This is a genomic window from Fulvitalea axinellae, assembly GCF_036492835.1.
Lineage (GTDB): Bacteria > Bacteroidota > Bacteroidia > Cytophagales > Cyclobacteriaceae > Fulvitalea > Fulvitalea axinellae.
Genome location: NZ_AP025314.1, coordinates 3723797 through 3745625 on the forward strand (window position 1 = coordinate 3723797; position 21829 = coordinate 3745625).

General features: G+C 50.0%; 15 protein-coding genes. 2 read left to right on the forward strand and 13 right to left on the reverse strand.

Going from position 1 to position 21829, the window contains the following annotated elements; genetic code table 11:
- Positions 1-9 precede the first annotated feature (9 nt).
- The 6 genes from AABK39_RS14115 to AABK39_RS14140 form a co-directional block, all read right to left on the reverse strand.
- On the reverse strand, positions 10-348 hold the full coding sequence (locus AABK39_RS14115) for a hypothetical protein (protein WP_338391984.1): 339 nt from the start codon (positions 346-348) through the stop codon (positions 10-12).
- A gap of 85 nt (positions 349-433) precedes the next feature.
- On the reverse strand, positions 434-1798 hold the full coding sequence (locus tag AABK39_RS14120) for a hypothetical protein (protein WP_338391985.1): 1365 nt from the start codon (positions 1796-1798) through the stop codon (positions 434-436).
- A gap of 84 nt (positions 1799-1882) precedes the next feature.
- Positions 1883-2305: a hypothetical protein gene (locus AABK39_RS14125; RefSeq protein ID WP_338391986.1), complete on the reverse strand. Its 423-nt coding sequence runs from the start codon at positions 2303-2305 to the stop codon at positions 1883-1885.
- 233 nt (positions 2306-2538) lie between these two features.
- Positions 2539-2955: a hypothetical protein gene (locus AABK39_RS14130; protein ID WP_338391987.1), complete on the reverse strand. Its 417-nt coding sequence runs from the start codon at positions 2953-2955 to the stop codon at positions 2539-2541.
- Entirely contained in the window at positions 2948-4156 is a 1209-nt protein-coding gene (locus AABK39_RS14135) for an AAA family ATPase (RefSeq protein WP_338391988.1), read from the reverse strand. Before AABK39_RS14135 ends, AABK39_RS14130 begins: the two co-directional genes overlap by 8 nt.
- 301 nt (positions 4157-4457) lie before the next feature.
- Entirely contained in the window at positions 4458-5150 is a 693-nt protein-coding gene (locus AABK39_RS14140; RefSeq protein WP_338391989.1) for a DNA-binding domain-containing protein, read from the reverse strand.
- Between the two features lie 405 nt (positions 5151-5555).
- On the opposite strand from AABK39_RS14140, the gene AABK39_RS14145 reads away from it, so the two are divergent.
- Complete coding sequence (locus tag AABK39_RS14145) at positions 5556-6035, forward strand: hypothetical protein (protein WP_338391990.1); 480 nt, start codon at positions 5556-5558, stop codon at positions 6033-6035.
- 160 nt (positions 6036-6195) lie between these two features.
- Here the strand turns inward: AABK39_RS14145 and AABK39_RS14150 are convergent, their stop codons facing one another.
- Positions 6196-8082: an ABC-F family ATP-binding cassette domain-containing protein gene (locus AABK39_RS14150; RefSeq protein WP_338391991.1), complete on the reverse strand. Its 1887-nt coding sequence runs from the start codon at positions 8080-8082 to the stop codon at positions 6196-6198.
- A 72-nt stretch (positions 8083-8154) separates the two neighbouring features.
- The gene (locus AABK39_RS14155) at positions 8155-10395 is read right to left on the reverse strand and encodes a hypothetical protein (RefSeq protein WP_338391992.1); all 2241 of its coding nucleotides are present in this window, start codon (positions 10393-10395) and stop codon (positions 8155-8157) included.
- A 113-nt stretch (positions 10396-10508) separates the two neighbouring features.
- Here AABK39_RS14155 and AABK39_RS14160 point away from each other — a divergent pair, with 113 nt between their 5' ends.
- Positions 10509-11273, forward strand: coding sequence for a glycosyltransferase family 2 protein (locus tag AABK39_RS14160; protein ID WP_338391993.1), 765 nt, complete (start codon positions 10509-10511; stop codon positions 11271-11273).
- Between the two features lie 229 nt (positions 11274-11502).
- Here the strand turns inward: AABK39_RS14160 and AABK39_RS14165 are convergent, their stop codons facing one another.
- The 5 genes from AABK39_RS14165 to AABK39_RS14185 form a co-directional block, all read right to left on the reverse strand.
- Positions 11503-13449, reverse strand: a complete 1947-nt coding sequence (locus AABK39_RS14165; protein ID WP_338391994.1) for a discoidin domain-containing protein — start codon at positions 13447-13449, stop codon at positions 11503-11505.
- A gap of 383 nt (positions 13450-13832) precedes the next feature.
- On the reverse strand, positions 13833-15404 hold the full coding sequence (locus tag AABK39_RS14170; protein WP_338391995.1) for a right-handed parallel beta-helix repeat-containing protein: 1572 nt from the start codon (positions 15402-15404) through the stop codon (positions 13833-13835).
- 13 nt (positions 15405-15417) lie between these two features.
- Complete coding sequence (locus tag AABK39_RS14175; RefSeq protein WP_338391996.1) at positions 15418-16935, reverse strand: RagB/SusD family nutrient uptake outer membrane protein; 1518 nt, start codon at positions 16933-16935, stop codon at positions 15418-15420.
- A gap of 118 nt (positions 16936-17053) precedes the next feature.
- A complete protein-coding gene (locus tag AABK39_RS14180; RefSeq protein WP_338391997.1) occupies positions 17054-20224 on the reverse strand; it encodes a SusC/RagA family TonB-linked outer membrane protein in 3171 nt (1056 codons plus the stop codon).
- Between the two features lie 86 nt (positions 20225-20310).
- On the reverse strand, positions 20311-21825 hold the full coding sequence (locus AABK39_RS14185) for a fasciclin domain-containing protein (RefSeq protein ID WP_338391998.1): 1515 nt from the start codon (positions 21823-21825) through the stop codon (positions 20311-20313).
- Positions 21826-21829: the final 4 nt, after the last annotated feature.

Below are 21829 nucleotides of genomic sequence, written 5' to 3' on the forward strand. Positions count from 1 at the left end.
CCAAACCAATCACTCCCTCACCGCCATAAAGCCCGATTTGTCGCCGTTTCCTATTATCAGATAGCCCTCAATCACGTCCTTCTTACACTCGCAAACGTACCCATAGCCAGAGGCATCATCGCATTCGGCATTGCCTTCCCAAGTAAACTCAAAGCGGGAAGGTTGTTTTTTGAAAGCGCTCACCCCTCCATAAAAATAGCCATGTACCAGACCAAATTGGAACTCTCCTGAGCCGTCGGGCTTGATCTCGATATACGCCCGCGTTTCCATATGCAGGTAGTCGTCACCCCAAGCGTCCATATACTCGATTAGCCAACGGCCTTCTATTTTCTCAAGTGTAATTGCCATGTTTTCTGTATTCTTTATTGAAGTGCAGAACTATTTAAAGATATATCAAGCTCAAAGACAGTTCGTAACAGCAGCTATAATCCCATCAATCCCGCACCTCCACACCTTCCATAAAAGTAACATCAAGCCCTCTATTCTTAGCGTAGATATACCTGAAGCAGGCCTCGGCGAAGCTTTTCCAAGCCTTATGGTGTTGGCTTTTGTTGGCGTTGCGGAATTCAAGTATTACACCTCGTTTGGAACCGTTCTTACCCACCTTGTCCGTTTTGTCGGCCAATGCCCCGAGCGATCCCAAGTCACCTGCGAAGCGAGGGTCCGGATAGTTGCGGGCGCATAGCTGGTCATGACCGAACGGAATACCCCGTAGCCAAGCGTCACGGCTCAAACTAGCCAAGCGTCCCCATTGCCCTTTGGGAAGGATCTTGGTATGCGTGCCGTAAGGGAAGATCACATGGTTCAGAGGTAAAAGCCCCAATTCCTTATTCAAACGCTGGAATATCTCCATCCACAGCTTATCGCCTTGGGCACGCAAAACGTCTTTCGTCTCTTGCGAGAGCAAAGAAAACATAGTCCCGAAATCCGTGCGGGACAGAAGCGACACAAAGGTCTTGGGAACATAGTGAACGGGATCCGATGCCGAGATAAGATAAAGCCCGATCATATGTGCCAAGCCCGCCAGCTCACCGTCCTGTAGAATAGGGAACTCGGTACTCAGGTCAAGTACACTACGAGAGACATCCTTATGAAAGTGCCGTGTACGATGACGTTGCAGGGGATCCGACACGAAGTTACTGACACTCATCAACTGCTCCCTGCCTTCCCGACGACGATCCAACTCCACGGCCGTCTCCTCCTCGCTTTCCGATGAGGTTTCCTCAAACACCTTCGGCAGGCTGTCCAAAGCCATGCCCGCCGTAAATTGAAAGTGTCCCGTAGGCTCGCCAGGCTTAAACAGTTGCGCTTCGGACTCGGTAGCCGGAACCGTCCCGAAACCCTCTAGGTCTCGCATAGGCATAAGCGGTTCCTTTTGTTCCGAGATTCGCTCCGTCATGCGCTCAATCTCCTCGAATGTCTGAGAAAGACGCCGAAAGCCCGCCTCCGTTTCTTCAAACGGCTCGGTGATCAACTCGAATATGGGGGAGCCGTTGGTAGGGGCGCCCAAGTCAGTCTCCACTTTGAAGTCATTGCCCTGAAGCATTAACTCCCCTTTTTTGTAAGGGCGCTCGGCATGCAATTCCTCTTCCGGCAACTCCTCGCCATGGCCCAAAGCCTCCAACCATCGGCCATAAGTGCCTGGCGACCTGAAAAACCTGTAACTGCAAATCTCTATCTCAAAGCCCAAAGCGCACTGGATCGCTTGCTGGCCGGACGGAGGGAAAACAGCCCGCCCCGCACCCTTGTCCGGGGCGTTTGTTTTATTGCTAGAAGTGGTTTTTCTTTTGAAACACATAGCGCTTTGGGGCGGGTGGCCGTAGTGTGGCACTCAAACCTACCGGTCCCGTAAGCTATGCAAAAACTAGGCGTAAATACAGTATCACTTCTCGCTCAGGTCCCCGAGGAACGACACCTCGTACACCACCTTGGCATTATGCCCCGCCCTGGTGACCGTAACCGTATACACCCGCCGGGATTCCTCCTGCTTTTCCGTAATGACTACGGAAACATCATCATATTCGCTTTCCACGCTTATTTTGGCTCCCTCGCCGGTATGGTTGGCGACGATCAGCCCGTAGACCACATAGGTGCCGTCATCGATAGACGTTAGCCCCACGTGCGGATAATCGCTCAAGTTCAGCGGAATGCCGTTGTCCCGCGCCAAGTTAAGCGCCTGTTGGTTTATCATCAGCCGTTTGAGCCCCAACTCCCGATGGTCCGGTTTTTCCGAAACGCTATCGCTATTGTCGCAAGCCTGAAGCGTAAAAATAAGGGCGAAGAAAAAGAACAGTTTCGTTTTCATAAGATATATCGGTAAATCCGTGGAGGCCAAACCGGAACACAGCGCTACGCCACTTTCCTTTACCGGAATCGCCACCAGCAAAAATCACCGCAAGATAACGAACGCCTGAAGGCTTATTCATAAGAGTGTTGACGAAGGGTTGTTTTTGGGGTTTGGTGGCGCAATCGTTAAATATTGCACTATGGTTTGAACACAAAAAGCCCGATTCCACCACGGAATCGGGCTTTTTGCGTTTAGAGTTTCTTTTCCATTTGCCTTGTTTTGATACTAACTTCCGTGGCATATTTGGCCCGAAATTGCTTTTTTAGATTATTAATCTTAGTATCATTCCTAGGGTATCTCGATGCAATAACAAGTGCTTCTTTTTTGGGCTTCTTATCCTTGTCACTCCACCTCTTTATAGAAGCTTCGATTTGCTCAAGCGCCTTTGAAACGTTAGACCCCTTCAGTTCAATGAAGTACTCTTTAGCATTGTGGTCCTTCAACAGATAATCACAACGGCCTTGGCCACTTCCAGTTTTTTCCAAACATCCATCGATATGGATCTTCTCTACCTCGTACCTATTGGGATTCAGGAAGGTCACTTTCATACCGTTCTCTTCCACTGTTATTTTACTGTGGCTGAGCTTCTCTACACATTTCTTATTCATCCTCTCCAAAGCTTAGATCCAACAAGCGGTCGAATTGCTCTCCGATTTCATCAGATACTCCATCCAGATACTCCGCCAGTATGAGCCCGTTTTCTTGATCGATAATGCTATTGACTTTACCGTCTTTGATCTCATAGGCTCCAAGATCCTTCAAGTTCATAACCTCGTCTTTACCGACGATCTCATACAGTTGCTCAGCCTTTTCTGGAGATTCGACCAGTATGTTTCCAGCTTGAAGCAGATTATTCAGACTGGCTAATATGTACGGGCTGTGCGTAGTGATAATGAATTCGTTCTTGGAAACTTTATTGTTGAAGGTCCAAGCCAACAAGTCAGTAACTTGCTTTTGCGCGTTTGGGAAAAGGTGGGCTTCTGGTTCTTCAATATAGTAGCAATGATGCCCGTCTTTGAATCTTTCGCCGTTAAATCTAGCCAGAATAAGTAAAAGTGGAAGCAGTTCTTGTTGACCAGAAGAAGCGAATGCCAACCCTACCTTTCTACCATCTTCATGTACCAAGTACTCCTCCCCTGTAGTTTGATCTTTTAAGAATTTGGCTTTGAGAAGTCCTGAAGCTTTATTCCAAAAGTCTTGAGTGATGCCATCCATCTCAACACTATGATGCGCACCTTTAAAAGCTTGGTGCATCTGCCCGAACTCAATGAAAAAAGGATCGAACTGAGTATCTTCTCCAAAATAAGAAAAGCTATTTCGCTCTACATGGGCAAATATTGAACGGCTAGCGGGAACAAATAAGTTAGTTTGGTTAAATCCATATTTCAATAATATAGATTGCAATGTGTCATTGGCATTTGTTTCCGAATTTAGAATTTCATAAACGCTTGGAGAAGGGAGACTGCCTAAATCCTGCACTACATCTTTAGGAAGTGAAATTTGCAAATCGCCATTCTTACCTATAAAGGCATAAGGCTGCTTGTTTCCGAACTCATATTGTATAGTAAACTCATTTTGTGGCCAGTAGCTCGAAGGGAAATACTTTTTAAAACGCTTATTTGTCCTTTCAACAAACCCCTGAGGAGTTCGCTGTTTGTATAGCTCAAGCATAAGTGTTCTACAAAAATAGACTAGTTTAGCCACTACACTCTTACCCGATGACTGCTCTCCTATAAAAACAGTAAACGGCTTTATTTCGATGTCGGCTTTGGTAATGCCTCCGAAGTTTTTGATATATATCTTTTCCATACCTATATGAGGTTTTATAAGGCCTTTGAGCCTCTTGTAGGCGAACTGTCAAGTTGTTGTTGCCTTTTGACGATTAAGTCAATTCGAATATAAGAAAAAAGAAAAGGATTCCATCTTAAGCTTACTCCCAACACATGCGTAACGTTACGCACAGTATCAACGTAGCGTTACGCACACCTTCGACGTAGTACTACGCATGACTCAAGCGTAGCGTTACGCATATAGTATACGTAACGCTACGACGGTTCAAAAGAAAAGCCTTTCCAAATCGGGAAGGCTTTTCTGTTAGGGGCTAATAAGGTTATGAAATTGATAGCTTGGTGTTGTAACGTATGCTACGGATATTTTTACTGTCTCTCGGCAATGTCCTCACCTCCAAATCATACTCCCCGCTAGGTACGGCCGGCAACAGCGCCACCAACCTCTGCGGACGGTTCTCGATAAAGCGGACGGCTTTGTGTTCGGTACCGTCGGAGGCTATAAGGAAAAGGCCGGCTTCGGGGGCTTCGGTGTCTATCTTGAGCAGGGAGCCGTCCAAGACCAAGATGCCGCCGGACTGGGCCGTGTCGTCGGTCTGGCCGGTGATGCCGTTTTCGACTTGCTCGATTTGGGGGCCGGTTACGCGGGATTTGATCTTTTGGAGGTTGACGTGCTTGAGGGCCTCTTTAAGCCGTTGCGAGGGCTTGGCCTTAAGGTTGAGTTGGTGGCGCGTGGGGTCGAAGCTGTCGTTGCGGTCTTCGAACGCGCCCGTGATGGAATAGTTCAGGTTCAGACTCGGCAGGTTGACGCCCTCGCCCTGCGTCACTATATATTCCAGCACCTCTTGGTATTCGTTGAGCACGGCCAATATATCCGTGCGGGTGGTGGTGGAACCTCTGGAAATCATCAGCTCCACTACGGAGTCCAGATCATGCACTTTGCCCACGCTTACCTTTGCGGTTTGGTCTTTTTCGTCGTCCGTCGTTAGTTTGTTGTCGATCAGATAGTATTCCATGTTCTATTGGGTTGATTTGTTAAAAAGATGACTTAATATAACCCAATATGGAATGTACGCCCGTACGATTCCGGCGCCTAACTTACTAGCGAATAGCCCTTTGCCGTGGAGGCCCGGTTTGGCTTTCAAAGGCGTATTCGGTGATTTTCTTTTTGGGATTGTTGCGTTTTGGGTGGTTTTCTTATTTTCGCCGGTTCTTATCAGCTTTAGTTTTCGGGGGGAAACACATGCTCTCTACGCATCAAACAAACACTTCCCATATAAAAACAAGACAATATCATATCAATACGATGGCCAAAGAAGCGAATGAAAGCTATCTTTGCGTTTCGTTTTTTATTAGTGCAAGATGTAGGACACGAACTACATCAACGAAGGATTTGTGAGTTTTTTTAATGCTATTTTGATATGAAGGCAATTGTTTTTGAAAGACATCCCGCTCATCAAGAAGACAAGGTTATACAGACGTTTGACTCTTATGATTTTGAGCAAACCCAAAACTTCATCAAGACTTTTGATTGGGAAAAAGTCAACTCGGAAGCTGTCGAAGGTATTCAATCTGACGAGGCGAAAAAAGTGGTTGGGTTCGCCCTATTCTATGGACATTATAGGTTTGAAGTCTTAAATCTACTCGAACTCGGCTTTAGCGTAACTGTTGATTCTGAGGAACAGGAGGAAATTTGCTATTCATTTTATAGCCTCGACTCCAAATCGGTAATCGAAATATTGGAGCGGTTTCGCTTAAAAGACTTCACCTGGATCGAAGAATTTGAAACGATCAATGAGGAAAAAGAGATGGAGGAAATTGAAGAGCAAACAAAAAACACCGGTCTGATTCCTAAGGTTATAAACTGGTTGGCGAACAAGTTGACCGGTACCTCGAAGTAGATCCGCTAACGGATATTACAAACAAGCGAGCCAAGTCAAAGTCCAGTTGCCTCAACAAAGGGCGTTTTAGGCATATCCGGCGCATAAAAACAAAAGGGAAGAACAGTGACGTTCTTCCCTTTTGTAATATTATTGACGTTATAGGATCAGGTTGCCGTCATCAAACATACTCCGCCAACTCCAACCAACGGTCGGTTTTAACTTCCAGCGCCTCTTCTATTTCCTGCACTTCTTTGGCCCAGGCCGCCAGCTCTTCGTGGCTTCCGCCTCCGTTCATTAGGTCCACCAGCTCGGCTTTGCGGGTTTCCAGCTCGTCTATCTCGGTTTCCAGCGCTTCGTATTCCCGTTGCTCCTTGTAAGATAGCTTTCTTTTCTGGTCTCCTCCCCTGTTCGATTTGGCTTTGGGCTCGGCCTTTTTCTTTTCCTCCTCTTTCCTTTGGGCTTCCAGCTTGGCCTTTTCTTTCTCGGCCTCGCGGTAGTCGGTATAGTTGCCGGGGAAGTCGCTGATTACGCCGTCGCCCTCGAATACGAAGGAGTGCTCTATCAGGCGGTCCATAAAGTAGCGGTCGTGCGATACGATGATCAGGCATCCGCCGAAATTGAAAAGGAAATCTTCCAGAATGTTGAGCGTCACCAAATCCAAGTCGTTGGTAGGTTCGTCAAGAATCAGGAAGTTGGGGTTCTGCATCAGCACGCGCAACAACTGCAGACGACGGCGCTCGCCACCGCTGAGTTTGCCCACGAAGCCGTATTGGGTCTCGGGCGGAAATTTGAAGAGCGTCAGCAACTGCCCGGCCGTAAGCTTGGAGCCGTCGGCCATATCTATCACCTCGGCCACTTCCTTCACTATCTCTATTACCCTTTGGTCTTCCTTAAAGGTGTTTTCCTCTTGGGTATAATATCCGAAAACGGTGTTCAGGCCTTTGTTTACCTCGCCGGCGTCGGGCGCCAGCGCTCCGGTGATCATATTCAGGAAGGTGGATTTGCCCACCCCGTTCTTACCGATTATACCTACGCGGTCTTTCTTTTTGAAAAGGTAAGTAAAGTCCTTAACATAGTACTGTCCGTCGTAAGATTTCGAAACGTCTTTCAGTTCCAAGATATTCCCCCCCAGCCTAGTGGTCTTTACGCTCAGCTGTACCTGCTGTTCGCTCAGGTCTTTCGACGCCTTCTCTTTCAGGTCCTCAAAGGCCTCGATACGGTATTTGGCCTTGGTGCCCCGGGCCTTTGGCTGTCTGCGGATCCAGTCCAGCTCTTTGCGCATCAGGTTTTTGGCCTTGTCCACCTCGGCGGCTTCCTGCTCGTGGCGCTCGGCCTTCTGTTCCAAAAACTGGCTGTAACTGCCTTGGTAAGTGAAGATCTTGCCTTGGTGCATCTCGAATATCTCCGTGGTTACGCGCTCCAGAAAGTAGCGGTCGTGCGTTACCAACAAAAGGCTCATCTGCGAATCGGCCAAATAGCTTTCCAGCCATTCGATGGTGGCCAAGTCCAAGTGGTTGGTCGGTTCGTCAAGGATCAGGAAGTCGGGCTTTTCGATCAGGGCCTTGGCTATGGCCACGCGCTTGCGCTGTCCGCCCGAAAGGCTTCCTATCTTCTGTTCGAACATCTGAATGCCGAGCCGTCCGAGGATCTGCTTCACCTGCGTCTCGTAGTCCCAGGCGTTGAGCGAGTCCACCTTTTCCATGGCTTTTTGCAGGGCCTCATGGGCGTCTTCGCCGTTTTCCACCCGCTTCAAGGCCATCTCGTAGTCACGGATGGCGCGGAGCATGTCGTTGTCGTCGGCGAAGACGGTCTGCATTACCGTCAGCTCGTCGTCGAACTCGGGGTTTTGGGCCAAATAGGCCACCTTCACGCCTTTGCGGAAAGCGACTACGCCGGAATCGGCCTTTTCGGCTCCGGCCACGATCTTGAGCAACGTGGACTTACCGCAACCGTTTACACCCACCAGGGCGGCTTTCTGACCGGCGCTTAGGCCGAAGGTCAGGTTCTCAAAAAGTAATTTCTCGTTATAGCTTTTGCCTATCGATTCTACCGAAAGATAATTCATGCGTCGTAAGATGTAGTAAGGGAGTCACAAGTTGCGAAATAAATCCGGGATGTTCGGCAAGACAGGCGGGTATCACCAGAAAGGGAACCATTTTTTCTTCGGCTTGGCTTCCTTTTGGGGCCCGTCCGCCATATCCACGCCTTCCAGCCTAAACACGTCGGTATCGCGGCGGGTAAGCGGAATAAGCGGGCCACCGTCGGTAAGCGGCAGTTCCCACTCGTCGCGCAGGGGCTTGTCCACGCCCACACGCAGGGCTTCCTCTTTTTCAGACTCGGACTTAAGGGACCCGTTACGGATCTTGGCAGCCGAGTGCAGCATCTCGGCGTAAACCAACTCCGGCGGCACCAAGGTATACCTGCCCGGCTTGTGCCACTGACCGCGTACAAAATCGCCGTAAACCAGCTTCTCGGGAAAACGCCCCAACACTTTGCGCGGGAAGGGGCCGTCTTTCAGATAAGACAATTTATACCCCGGCCCGTCGGGGTTGAAGTGCGCGCCGTCGCGTTCCAGCTTGCGCACCGTAAGGCCGTCGCCCATTTCGGGGAACATTCCGGAGATATCCTCAGGCAAAGGCTCTTCTATACCTCGGCCACGTCCCAGCCCGGTGATATACTCGTATTCCCTGCTTTGGCCTTCGCCAAATAACAACTCTTTGAGAATAACCTTCCCAGAATCGCTGGCCAACAGGCGGGCGTTCAAGGAGTTGATACGCTTGCGATAATCCGGATCCTCCACCACTTCGCGCCGGGCGGTCATTTTCGGATATGGCCGTAACGACGCGTCCAAAGGCAAAGAAGACATCGGATCCACCACCTTTTTTATTTTCACTTCCGAAGACTCTTCCAAAGGCATGGAATGGGTGCTGTTATGGGTAGGTTTACGCTCCAGTTCCGGCGCTCTGGAGGTAACAAACATACTGGTTCCCACACCCAATGAAGACGACAGGTAGGTTGGCGATTTCTTCTTTACCGAAGGTTCGGCATTAACAGGCCCCGGAACCGGCGTAGCGGACGCCGTATCCGTAGCTTCCGTCGGGGCCCCTTCCACTGAATATTCCACCTCGCGCTTTTCAAACATATCCCTCATATTGGGATCGATCTCCCCGGGCTTCATCCCCGCCCGGCGCAGTTCCCAGTACAAAGCCTTACTTCCTCTCATAAGGATCTCAGACTCTTTCACCTGCAAGGGATTAGGCACCGGCACCCAAACGCTGGCTTTCCTTGTCCCGAGCTTATAGGGGACATTCAGTTCCGTATCCGAGCCATGATGGCGAATGGACGATTCCAGATCACTATCCGTGAAATCCGGCGTCGGCACTTCCGTTTTGTCCGGAAAGTCAAGCTGAGGTACCGAAGACGAACGCTTGCGTCCCAGACTGGTCTCCATCGAAGGGCTAGGCGAATGCACTGTAGGCGGCGAAGGCGTAGCGGCTACGGAAGCCGTAAGTTCCGGCGAATGGCTGGCGGTGATGGTTATGGACTCGGATTCCGATTGAGGCTCTTCCTCCTCCACAAGTTCCAACTCATCGGAGACCGCTTGCTTGTACACATTGCCCAAGGCGCCTACTGCAAACCCGTTTTCATTGGAAATCAGCACTTGCCAATAATAATGGGTCATGTCATCGGCTTCCCGTCCGTCAACTTGCATTGAATCCGGCAACCAGAACTTAAAGCCATTCTCGGCCATTAACGCTATAAGTTCGGCGTGTTCCTGATCGACTTGGTTCATCATCCGCACCATCAGACCGAATTCGATGTCTTGATCTCCCGGCTTTATCAAAGTGTCGGAATGCCAAGAAAAGAGATAGGAACGAAGCCTGTCAAGCGAAGCCAATGCGTCGTGTAAAGCTTTTTGGGTAGATTTCACCCACTCGTCAAAGTTTCTTTTGTGTCCTTCAAACACCCTGCGCTCCTGAGCCAACTTCTCCCCGAAAGCCACCCGGCTATCGACGCTGGAATGCCTGCCAAACACATCTCGCATACGGGCATTAGTCTTCAGGACAGCCTGTTTGGCCTTCATCGCCTCTTCCTTATAACGCATGGCCATGTCCTTCTCGTTCATCTGGGTTACGAGGCGCTGTCTTTTGAGGTGGTATTGCGTGATTTCCTTATGGATACTCTTCAAAAGTACGGGGGCCTCGGAAAACGCTTCCATATCACTTCCGTAACCCAGATAGGCCCGAAAATCATTCGTGTCCATTAGCTTGGACATTTCCAGGTGAATAATAGTAGCGGGAGGAGGTGCTTTGCTTATCGCTTCCGCTCCGCCCGCCCGTTCTCTTTGGTCGCTATGTCGTTGTTGTCCTTGAAACACTCCGGTACCCGTTCCAGAAAACAACTCCTTCCCGGAAGTTTTGGTTCTTGGGTTAAGAACAGAAATCCTCCCGATATTTCGTCATACGGCCCGAAGACGCTATTTTCGCCAATATGAGCACAGCCACAGTCAGCGTCATCACCATCGTGTACAACGACGCCAAACATATAGCGCGCACCATCCAGAGCGTATTGGGCCAAGACTATCCGCATCTGGAATATATCATAGTGGACGGCGCCTCCACGGACGGCACCAGCGAAACGGTGGCTAAATACGCCGACAGGATCCATACGGTAATCCGCGAACCGGACCGTGGCATCTACGACGCAATGAACAAAGGGCAACGGGCGGCGACAGGCGAATACGTCATTTTCATCAATTCGGGCGACGAGCTGGAAGCTCCCTCCACGCTTTCCTCCATTTTCAAAAACGAGAAAGACTTGGCCGATATCTATTACGGTGAAACGCTTTTTATAAATGAGAAAGGCGAAACGCTGGGCACAAGAAGCGATCTCTCGACCCGGAAATTGCCGGCAACGCTTAAGGCCGAAAACATGCTTGACGGCATGGTGGTTTGCCACCAATCCATTATGGTAAGGCGCTCTATCGCTCCAGCCTACGATCTGCGTTATAGCTGTAGTGCGGATATCGATTGGGTGGTGAAATCGTTGAAAAAGGCGAAAACGATACGCAATACCGGAGGCGTAATCGCCAAATATCTGACCGGAGGTTATTCGGCTGTCAATCGCCGGCAGGCTTGGAAAGAGCGTTTCCTGATCTACGGCAAGGAGTTCGGTTGGGGGATCACCTTGCTTTATCATGTGAAAATCGCCGTGAAGTATTTGGCGTATTTGGTGGCTGGGAAGAAGAATTTGTAGCGATTTTTTGTAGTACAGAGTAAAGGATAAAGAGTACAGAGACTGCTCGGGACCTCTTTTGTGAAACATAGGGCTATTTACTGGATGGCTTTGACAAAAAAAGGCCCTGGACGTTTTCCAGGGCCTGTTGCCTATTGAAGTCCAATTGAGGCGAACCTCATTGCCTACTGTAATTGAATTAAACACTAAATTGTCGCCCAGAATTTATCGGGTGGAGGCACGCAACACTTTAATTGTCCGGAGCCTCGGAATAAACCCTAAACTCGGCGAATTGAGAAGCTTTGTTCACCACAAACGCACCGCCCGAATACCTCATAGCTTCCTTCACGTCTATCCTCACATACCGGGCCTGTTTAAATTCCTTGCTGAATATCTCATACCACTTGTGTTCGTATTCGCCATTCCATTTAAATTCCGCTACGGCTTCTCCCCAATCCTCTTTGTTTTCGCTCGCGTATATAACCATATGCGAGATCATATCCTTACCTCCCGTCTTACGTGGCAAGAACCTAAAGCCCATCACCTTATTGGTTTCAAACATATCTACGGTAATGGTCACTTCGCCCGGACCGTCAGGGAATGATCCCCACCATGTATGCCAAAACGAGTTTTCATTTCCGTCAAATAACCTGCTCGGCGGATAAGAACCGTTTGATTCCGGACACTCCGCCTTCCACCACGACGGATCCAAAATAATCCGGTCATAAGCCGACGGGTTGCGGATACCGTCACGCATAAAGCCGTAGCCGGTGTTCGCTTTGGCGTTTTCCAGAAATTCGTCGTCGCCTACCACTTCACCCATCAGCCAAACGGCGTCGTGGGGAGTGTAAACGAAGCCGTCATAATCCGGCAGGTCGCTCTTCTTGGATGCCAGATAGTTTTTGAAGAAATCAATATCCGGATAAGCCTTCTGCACCGAATCGATCATATTCAGATATTTCCCAACCCGCAAGTCCATGGGGAAAGCGGACCTCTCCTCAGCGGTCATATTCACCGGATCATAGGCCCTGTATTGGGAATTGGCTTTGGCCTTGGCGATATAATCCATCACTTCGGTATCGGCTTCGGCGTCGCCCAAAAGCTCGGCCAGTTTGTAATTGGCGTAGATCGAAAGCGCGTTTTCCCCGATCGGTTCCGGGACAGAAGCCGACCAAGTCTCGAAAATCAATTCGCCAAGACGCTTCCTCATCATTTCCTCTTCGGCCGGAAAGCCTCCGTAAAAGGCTCCTATATAAATGCTGTTACCGTCGGTCCAGCCTTCGGTGTCGGAAGGAAGGAGGTTTACCTCGGCTCCGCCGTCGCTCAGCTCAAAGCCGGACCAAGTCTGCATGGTTTCGGCCAACTCGTCATAAATCGGCTTGATAGCCAACGCTTCGTCGTTCAGGAATTCGTTCGTTTTCACAGACGATTCGAACGCATCAAGGCCTTTTTCCGGCGCTACGGGATTCTTGAATTTCCCCAAAGGAACAAACCCTTGCTTATTAGCGGACAGCGTTGTTATAATACCCTGAAAGAAATCGTAGTTGGCAGGAACTTTTTCCGTTCCGAACAAATCGAATCCCGAAGCGAATACTTTTCCGCTCTCCATCTCGCGAATGGCGCAAACGGGTTTTCCGTCCGCCTCGGCCAATACTTCCCACTTGCCGGGATCGGCAAGCTCAAGGAAAAAGCCCGCGTTGAAAGCCTTCAGACCGCCTCCGACTGTTTGCCCCACCGGGCCCGCTTGGTATTGAAATCCGAATTCGTTGGCCAAGAGGTTGGCTTGCGCCATCGCTTCGGCCCCGTCGCCCATGGCGTAGAAAGCTACGCCTCCGCCGGTGGAAACCATTGTGCGGTAAGTGTCCAAATCCTGCGCGTCGTAAGCCTGGCCGTTTTTCATATCCAGAAAAACGTTGATCACGTTCACCGTAGACAAATGTGGCCTAAGCTCGCGCGGCGTGGCCGACGATTGGGTCATATATTGTTTCTTGCCCTCATAATCAAGGAAAGAGCCGAAAAGGCTTCCTTCCCGCCCCGCCAAGGCCGGCGACCAATATTGCGACATATCATTCATTACGTGTACGGGCGTATATTCCGGAATTTCCTCCTTGTCCGTCACATATATATCGTCGTCTCTGTCACAGGCGAAAAAAGAGCCCGTGAGCAAAAGACTCGCTAGTAAAATTTTCCTTTTCATAAACACTTCTTTTGAAATAGTACAGGGGAAGTAGTACAGAGTAAATAGTAAAGCGTAAAGAGACTGCTCGAAGACACGCTAGAGCTATGTAATCCAACCGGTTAAACCCTCAAACACTCTTCTTGCGATACATAAACTATTTCACTGGTTGCATTTAAAGGGTAAAGAGACTTCCTGTTGACTGTTTACCGTATGTACTTAGTGTAAAAAGATTGTGCGAGTAGCCTCTCTAGAGATGGCTCACTCTTGTGGTCGAAAACCATTTTATGGTCAGAATCCGCCTTACAAAAAGCGGTAAGGGACGGAAGCCAAACACAAAACTTCCGTCCAGACAAGGGAAGCGCCCTACCAAATCACGAACCCAGAACGGACGCTCCGCTGTCTTAATTGCTCACTTTCCAATCGGCAGGATAAGATCCCCCACAGTTTCGCTGGTCGCGTACGTGGAGGCTATTATCACCTAAGTTGTCTCCTATGAGGACCGTATTCCCCTGAAACTGCGGACAACCGGTTTTGTAAAAGTGGAACAGTCCCCATTTACTTGCCGTATTGTTTTCGAAAGTGCAATTCCTGAAAACCAAGTCCCCGGCCAATTGACCCACACCGTAATTCGGGGCATTATTATCCCTGAAAATACACTCCTCGTAATACGTGCTTGACTTTTTGGTTCCGTTACTAAACCCTATCGCTCCCGCTCGGCCAGTAGCGAAATTTCCTTCGAAAAGGCATCTTACAAATCGGGATTCGTCACCATAACCGAAAAAAGCGCCTCCAACTTTTGCCGAATTATTCCTAAACTCACAGTCGGTGAAACTTGGGGAACCTTGACGCTTGAACATCACACCGCCCAGATAATTCAATCCGTTTTTGAAAACGAATCGTTCGATCTCGCATACGTCATCAAATGCCGCCGCTTCCATTTCCAAAATTGGCGTATCCAGAGAACTATATGTGGCGCTAGGGTTTGTACCATCAATCACAGTTTTGAGATCAGGATCACGCTGGTCGGCGGAATCTTCCGTTCCGGCAAAGCCTCCCATCAGTTTAACGTCCTTTTTCAACATGATTTTTGACTCGTTAAATTCACCTTTGGCGCTTACCCAGATCTCTACGCCCGCCTCGGCTTTGGACATGGCGTCCTTTACGCTATTCAAAGCCGATTCCCAAGACGATCCATTACCGCCTTCGGGTGCCGTGGCGTCCACGAAAATCTGGGTGTTTGTCACAAACTCCTTGATCTCGCCTTCGCCTATCGCCAACTCGTTCTGGACTACGGCCTGATAAACGTAAGCTTGTCCAGGCGAAAGGCCTTTGAGGCTAACCACAAATCCGTTATCCTCGTCAAAAATCAAATTGCCGTCCTCGTCTTCCGGCACCGACTGGTAGCGTCTTCCTTCCGGAAAGCCTTTTTTCCAAAAAGCGATCACAACATTCAGTTTCGATCCGTTACCGTCGCCCAGTAATGTTCCTTTGATGTCCGCTCCGCCGAAATAAACGCCTTCGGCATCGCCGGTACTTACCGCAGGTTCCTCCACTTCACTCGAAATGAGCGTGGAAAACGAAATGGCTTCTCCGTCTACCCGGCCGGATTCGTCAGTTACGGCGAAGATGTAGGAATAGTCGGTAAAGGACTGCAAGTTGTCAAGCGATACGGAATAGCGTCCAGTCGCTCCGTCCACTTTATCGGCTTCCAAATCTATGGGGACCTCCGTTCTGGTGGACATATCGCCCTGAACCCAATAGTAAAAGCTGGCTTTCTCAATCTGGGTTTCTCCTTCGCTAAGAATCTCGCCGTTGAAATTGGCCGTAGTTACGCCACTGTCAGTTTGGGGTAAAGTGGCCACCTTAAGCTCCTTTTTCTCAGGCGGATTCTCAAAGGCTGGTTCCCCTTCGTTACAGGCCGTGAAAAACGCCAAGGCCAGTAGCATCGGAAGATATTTTTTCAAAAATTCCATAACAGTTCCTGGGTTAGTTGTTCTTCAAGAAGTTCATGTTGAACTCGATTCTCCAGTTCTCGGGATCGGAAAGTTTGGTTCTGATCCCTTCGGCGGGCAAGTCCGCTTTCTCGAATTTTATCGCTATGCGGTCAGCCAAAATCGACGGATCAGTACTGCGGGTAGCGAAGCGCACAAGCGTGTTCCAACGACGGCCTTCGAAGGCCAGTTCGCGGGCTCTTTCTTCCAAAAGGAGCCTTTCCACTTCCTCCAATTTGTCCAGATTTTGCGGAGTGTCTTCCATTCCGGCGTATTGCAACAAATCGATTTTTGGAAGGCCTACGCGCCCGCGGATGCCATTTGATTTCGGCGAATCGCGAAGCTTGTCGTTAATCACGTCCAAGGCCTCGTCCGGATTGCCCGCCCGATTTATCGCTTCGGCGTAAAGGAGATGCAAATCCGCTGCGCGATAGATGGAAAACACGTCGTCTGTAGAGCTCGAATATTTGGTCACTTGCTTACGCTTGTCAATAACGCCGTATGATCCGAAAAGCCCTCTAGGATCACGTGGAGTATCAACTTCCGTAGTCCAATTCTCAATGGCGTTTTCGCTGGGTTTCAAAAGGTATTTCCCCGACCTCACACTCGAAAACAGCGTCGCGATTTCGTTTGTCTGCCTTCTGAAAGCCGAAAACGGAATAACAGTAACCTGTTCCAAGTACGCACTGCCACTTCCGGCTACAAACCAGAAAGAACTCCAGCTTCCTCCTGTCTCATCCTTATTGCACTTGAAGCTGGAATCATCTTTTCCGCCACCGTCGGTAATGATGGCCGAGTAGAAATGGTCCGCGGCGTTTTGGTAATTGCCCGCCACCAAGTGCAGTTCGCCCAGCAGGGCATTTCTATTGACAAACACACGGTCCCAGACTTGGTCCGAAATGTCCTCTCCCCATACCAACTTTGGCGCATCGGCCACTTTTATCACTTCTTCCGTCAGCCAGTTTACCATTTGCTTAAGGTTCAACATATCCGGCTCGTATTCGCCGTCTATACCGCCCAGCGGATCTGTTATAACGGGTACGGTCTTGAAAGTTTGGGCTAGTTGGAAATACGTCCAAGCTCTCAGCACTATGGCTTCGGCTTTGTACGCATCTCTCAGTTCTTCGGAGAATTTGGGATCGACCAACGCTTTGTCCACGTTGGCAATCAACTCGTTGCAGTTTGTGATCACGTCATAAAACGGACGAGGGTCCACGTACGAATTGTTTCTGCCGATATTATGCTCGTTGAGTTCCTTTAGGTCGGCGTCGAAATTTTCGGTTACCGTAAGCAGGTCGGCCCTAACGCCGCCCAGCACTATCATTTCCTCCACCACGTCCTGAAGTTCGGAGTAGGCTCCGATCAGGCCCCGCCTCACTTTCTCGTGCGTATCCCAGTGGTCTTTTTTCTCCAAAACCATATCTTGGTCCGGTTCGAAGAAATCGGAACAGCTTCCCAAGGAAAGCATCCCGAAGGCCAAAAGGCATATCCAGAGTTTCGTATATTTTTTCATATTGGTTCTGCGTTGGCGCCGCTTAGCCACAGCGACGCGATTTCTCACTGAATAAAAGGAGGACCCGGCGGTTTTGGGGGCTTTATGTTCGAAACCGCCACGCAGGTCCTTCCAATCTTTAAATTCCCAGCTTGAATCCCGCCATAAACGAGCGGGTTACCGGAAACCTGCCATAGTCGGCGCCGATACCTACAGCTCCGTCACCGGCCGATACATCCGGAGAGAATCCGAGATATTTGGTAAAGGTCAACAGGTTGTTACCCGTTACGTGGATATCCAGACTGCGGACAAACTTCAGGTTCTTCAACGGCACGCTGTAATTCAGACTAACATTGCGTACCCTCAGGAAAGACCCGTCCTCGATCCAGCGATCCGAGAAACGATTGTTCTGCATCGAATCACCGTAAACGGCTTTGGGCATATCGGTCACGTTGCCCTCGCGGCGCCAGCGGCTTTCCACGGCCGTGCTCTGGTTGCGGTAAGTGTCCATCGATTCCAGATTCCTGCGGAGATGATTGTAGATATCGTTACCGTAGCTGAAATCGAGCATTACGCTGGCGTTTAATCTGCCGTAGCGGAGTCTGGTGGTGAATGATCCCATAAAGTCCGGATTCGGATCGCCGATAACCGTCTTGTCGTTCTCGTCAATGACTTTGTTTCCGTCAGTGTTGTCGAGGTTCACAAAACGCACGTCGCCGGCACCGAAAGGTATTCCGGCCTCATTTACGTAACCGTCGGCTCCGGCGGCTTCGGAAGTGGAATATACGCCGGCGGTCTTGTAGCCGTAAAACAGGTTCGCCGGACTAGACACTCGGGCGATCCGCTCGCCTCCCTCAATCGGGATCAGCATTTCGTCCGCCACTCCGTTTTCACCCGAAGGCATATCGCCCAAAGTGGACGGCAGGCTCAGCATTTCCGTTTTGTATTTGGAAAGAATAGCCGTAAAGCCAAGGCCGAAGCGTTTGGTTTCGATCGCCCTTACGTTTACGGAAACGTCAAATCCCGTAGTCTTGAGGCTACCGCCATTACTGAGCAAGGCTTGGTCGCCGTAATAAGTCGGCAACAGTCTGTAGCCGAGCAGGTCGGTGATTTCGGCATCATAATAATCAACCGAAAGATTGACGAAATTATGGGCGAAAGCCATATCCACTCCCACGTTGTATTGGCTGGTCTCTTCCCAACGCAAGTTCGGGTTCGGCACCCCTCCTCGCACTACGGCCGTCACGTTGTGGTAAGGAACCGACTCATAGAAGTACAGCGCTCCGGTATTGCCGATATCATCGTTGCCCGACACGCCGTAGCTGGCGCGCAGTTTCAATTCGTCGAGTCCGCGGACAGTCGCCATAAACGGCTCGGCCGAAACCCGCCAAGCACCGCCCACCGAGTAGAAAAATCCATAACGGTAGTCTTTGTCAAAGCGCGAGTTGCCTTCCATGGCCACGTTGCCGGCCAAGATATATTTGTTGAGATACGAGTAGTTGGCGGAAGCTTCCAAAGTCATGGCATTCCACAATCCGCCGGTGGGAGTAAGATAACGGTGCAAACCCGAACCTGTACCCACTTTGGTGAAAACATCGGAAGCGGAATTGCCGTCCACCACATAGCTCTCGGAGAAGTCGTTTTGCTTTACGCAAATGCCGGCTCTGGCCGCCAAACGGTGTTTTGTCCCGAAGTTTTGGGCAAAATCGAAACCGAGTCCGGCGTACGACGAATAATAGGTCCGCTCCATATGTTTCAGAACGTTGTTTACGCTTCCGCCCAGCTGAGGCGCCACGCCCACGTCGGGAACAAAAGCGTCTTCGCTAAATTTGAGAAGATCTATTCCCACATTGAAATACATGCCCAGATTGGAAAGGATTTCCAGATTGCCATCTACTCCCGCCAATGTCCGGAACGTTTCACTGCTTCCCGTGCCCACTTCCACCAAAGCCTTGGGGTTGCTGACACCAAAAAGCCCGACATCCTCAAAACGAGGTAAAGGATATCCATCTTCGCTGATTTCGTACGGATACATCATCGGCGACTTGTAGAGTGAGGCCAATAACGGATTCGAAGCCTCCGAACCGCTCTGGTCCCGCATGTCGGATGTGGTTCTGGAGAACATCACTTTAGGACGAACGGTCAAGCGTCTGAGCAAACTCATTTCACTGTTCAATCCGAAATCAAAACGATCGTAATTCGTGTTCTTGATGAATCCGTCCACGCTGGTATAGCCCGCCGTGGCAGCGTAATTGGTCAATTCGTCACCGCCCCTTACAGAGGCCGAATAGTTTTGGGCAAAACCCCGCTGGTAAAGCCAGTCTTGCCAATCCGTATCGGACGAATAGCGGTAATGCTCCTCGCCTTCGGCCTCGCCCACCATAAACGGGTGGTACTCCTTAAGATATTCGTAATCGAACCCACGGCCCTGCATTTGCTCCAACAGGAGGTTTTTGTGGCCGTTGGCGTCCAGAACAGGCATTTCTTTGGGGGCGAACAACACGCCAAAATTCGATTCGATGTCCACCATCGTTTCCGAGGCTTTGGCCCTGGTTGTTCTCACCAGAATAACGCCGTTCGCGCCCATAGCTCCGTAAAGCGAAGTGGCGCCGTCCTTAATCACGGTCACCGATTCCACGTTGCCCACTTTTACGATAGACAAAGGATCGAAATCAGGTCCGCCCGAGGCGCTGTAATCGCCGAAGCGGTTTTCGACAATAACTCCGTCGATCACCACTACGGGCCTAGTGCTGGCGCTCATCGAGCCCGTTCCGCGGATATTCATCGTGGAGCCAAAACCCAGAAATCCCGAACGTGTGGAGGAATAAAGACCAGGCACCAAGCCGTTGAGAGCATCGGAAAGGAACAGGTGTCCTTTGCCAGCCAAATCCGAACTTCTCAAGACCGTCACGCCGTAAGGGTTATCTTCCGGAGCGAAGAACGGGCCTTTCCATACGGCTTGGTCCGCATCTGAATCCATGAGTTCGTCGTCAAGCAGAACCGTAACGTCCGTACGGCCGCTCAAATAGACCAAACGCGTCTTGAAGCCGGCGTACTTGAATTCCAGCGCACCGGCCATATTGTCCATGTCAATGGAAAATACGCCAAGGCTGTCGGTTTGGGCACTTTTGCCCGCCACGCCGTATACGCTTACCTGTACGCCCCCGATCGGTTCCCTGCCTTGCGTGGCCAATACCCGGCCCGTCACAGCCACTTGGGCCCAGGCCGAAAAGGTTCCGGCAAAGACCAACAGCATAGACAAGCAAAGCCTTAAACCAAACGCTTTATGTTTATACTTTTTGAAATCCATATCAATTTTGTTTAAAACCGGACGCCTATTGCCAGCCGTTTCCGAAACGGATAAGCCCAGCGCCCGGGTCAAAAAATACAGAGCCATCAGAGAGAGCGATCTTTGAGAAGTTCGTAAGCTTCCGAAACCGGCACGAATTCCAGCCTATCGAAAGAAATCCCGTACAGACCTTCCACCTCGTCGTATGGTTCAAGGGTAGTAATCTTCACCCTCTTCGAACCGAAAGCGTCAAACTTTAGTGTGGCTATCTTCTGCTTGTTCCAGTTTCCAGCGGTCCGGTATTGGGTTTTTATCCTTGTATCTCCGATATAAAAATCCAGCACACTGGTTTTTCTAGTTATAGGATACCAATAGAGGTCGTAAGTGCCCGCGATCAGGCTTTCACAATCGAACCAAATCTCGAAAGGCTGATCACTTGTGACTTCTATGGATTCCTGATCTCCGTTTTTGCCATATTCGGGAATAAATTCTTCCAGACTGGTCATCATATTCACGGATTCGCCTTGGAAATCCAGCTCATCGCCCATAATGTCCGAGGCCAACAAACCGAGGGAGTTCCATTCGTAAAGCAAGCCGTTACTAAGCTCATAGTACTTGCCGGCGTCTTCCGGGCTGATTTCCACCGCCCTGAGGTTGCTCATCAGGATTGTGTCAGGCATATCTTCGGCCAAAGCCTCGCCTTGCCACAGCACTGAGTTCTTGATTACCTCCAAGGCCAGCTGTTTCCGAGGCACATACTCGTGCTTTAGCGTTCCATCCTTTTTATCGGTGTAATACCTTTTCTTCAGTTGCTCGTCGTACTCTTCAGGAAGATTGGTTTCGGCTTCGTAATAACGGAGTTTCATCCTTTGATAAGTGGCCTCGATGGCCTGGTCGGAAAGCATCAGGCAGGTTTCCGTGGAATCCTCTTCAGACAAATCCCCGTAAGCCTGAAAGAATACGTTTTCCGGCTTAAAGACAGGGTCATAAATCGGAAAGCCCAGACTGTCCCTTCCCACTTCTATACTTTTTTCCAGATCAAGCACCCAGTCGAAAAGCTGGACATGCTCTTTGAACGCCGAGAAAGTCTCGTCGGCCAAAACCACCTGCTCGTAGATATTCCGCTTAGGCAAAAGGACGTTTCCGACCTCGTGCACCACGCCGTTCGCGCAAACGATGTCCGGCACGGTGATATCCGTATCGCGGTTGGCCAAAACCTCCGTTCCGCTTTTGCTAACCCGTACGTTCTTCGACATGTAAGACTTCATCCTGGCGGGTTTGTCCTCCATCACGTTCTGTACGTACAGCGACATGTTTCCGGCATGGTAAGCCAACACGTTGCGGACCGAGTCTTCGGAATAGCCCTCGAACGACGGCATATCCTCGTTGCGTACCGCGAAAAGCGTATTTGAAGCCCCGTTGTCGAGTGCCGGCTTGAGGTCGTATTTCTCAAGCATAGCTACAAACTGGCTGTATTCCGGCTTGCCTTTGACGTATGACCATACGGAGCCGTCGTATGTGTAAGTCTGCGAATTCTTGTAATGGTCGTCCCATTCGTCGCCACAAGAGGATATCAGGGTGGCGAGAAGCAAGACGCAACTATATAAAAGTCTGTTTTTCATATCC